This window comes from Acidovorax sp. KPB24-03, from assembly GCF_057546605.1.
This window is the reverse complement of sequence record NZ_BAAJYR010000946.1, coordinates 1-563: the sequence shown is the minus strand read 5'-3', so window position 1 is coordinate 563 and position 563 is coordinate 1. Positions and strand designations below refer to the sequence as shown.

The window sequence follows — 563 nt, the reverse complement described above, 5'->3', positions numbered from 1 at the left end:
GCGCCGAACGCTACGCCACGCGGGCCGAAGCCTGCGCAGGCATCCGCCGGGCGCTCGCCCGCACGCCGGCCAACCGCATCGACGCCGGCCTCGGCCAGGTCAACCTCGGCTACCACGCGCACCGCTACGCGCATCCCTGCGAGCTGCTCGACCCGTACCGCAACCTCGCCATCGCCGCAGACATCCTGCAGGAGCAGCACACGCCGGGCGAAGACTGGCTGGTCGCCATCGGCCGCTACCACCGCCCCGCGGGCGGGGCGCCCGCCGCCCGCTACCGCCGCAGCGTCCACCAGCACCTGACCCGCGTGCTCGGGCCGGGCGCCTCACTTCCCTCTGCCCGGAGCCCCATGCCATGAACCGCATCCTCGTTGCCGCGACTGCGGCGCTGCTGGCCACCACCGCCGACGCGCAGGACCGCGGCCCTCTCAGCAAGAACAGCTCCCCGCCGCTGATCGTGGTCGAGGACAAGGGCGGCACCTCGGCGCTGCCGTACTACCGCGCCTTGATCCCGCAGGATGCGCAGCCCGGTCAGCCAGCCACGCCGCAATCCAAGCCGCGCATTG

The 563-nt window shown here is 73.7% G+C and carries 1 protein-coding gene and 1 pseudogene; both read left to right on the top strand.

Going from position 1 to position 563, the window contains the following annotated elements; genetic code table 11:
* Positions 1 to 356: lysozyme family protein (locus AC27KI_RS26950; protein WP_487116974.1), on the top strand; the 356-nt coding region annotated here is incomplete at its 5' end.
* Positions 353 to 563 (top strand): annotated as a pseudogene (locus tag AC27KI_RS26945) (integrating conjugative element protein); the annotation flags it as partial. The gene AC27KI_RS26950 and the pseudogene AC27KI_RS26945, both read left to right, overlap by 4 nt.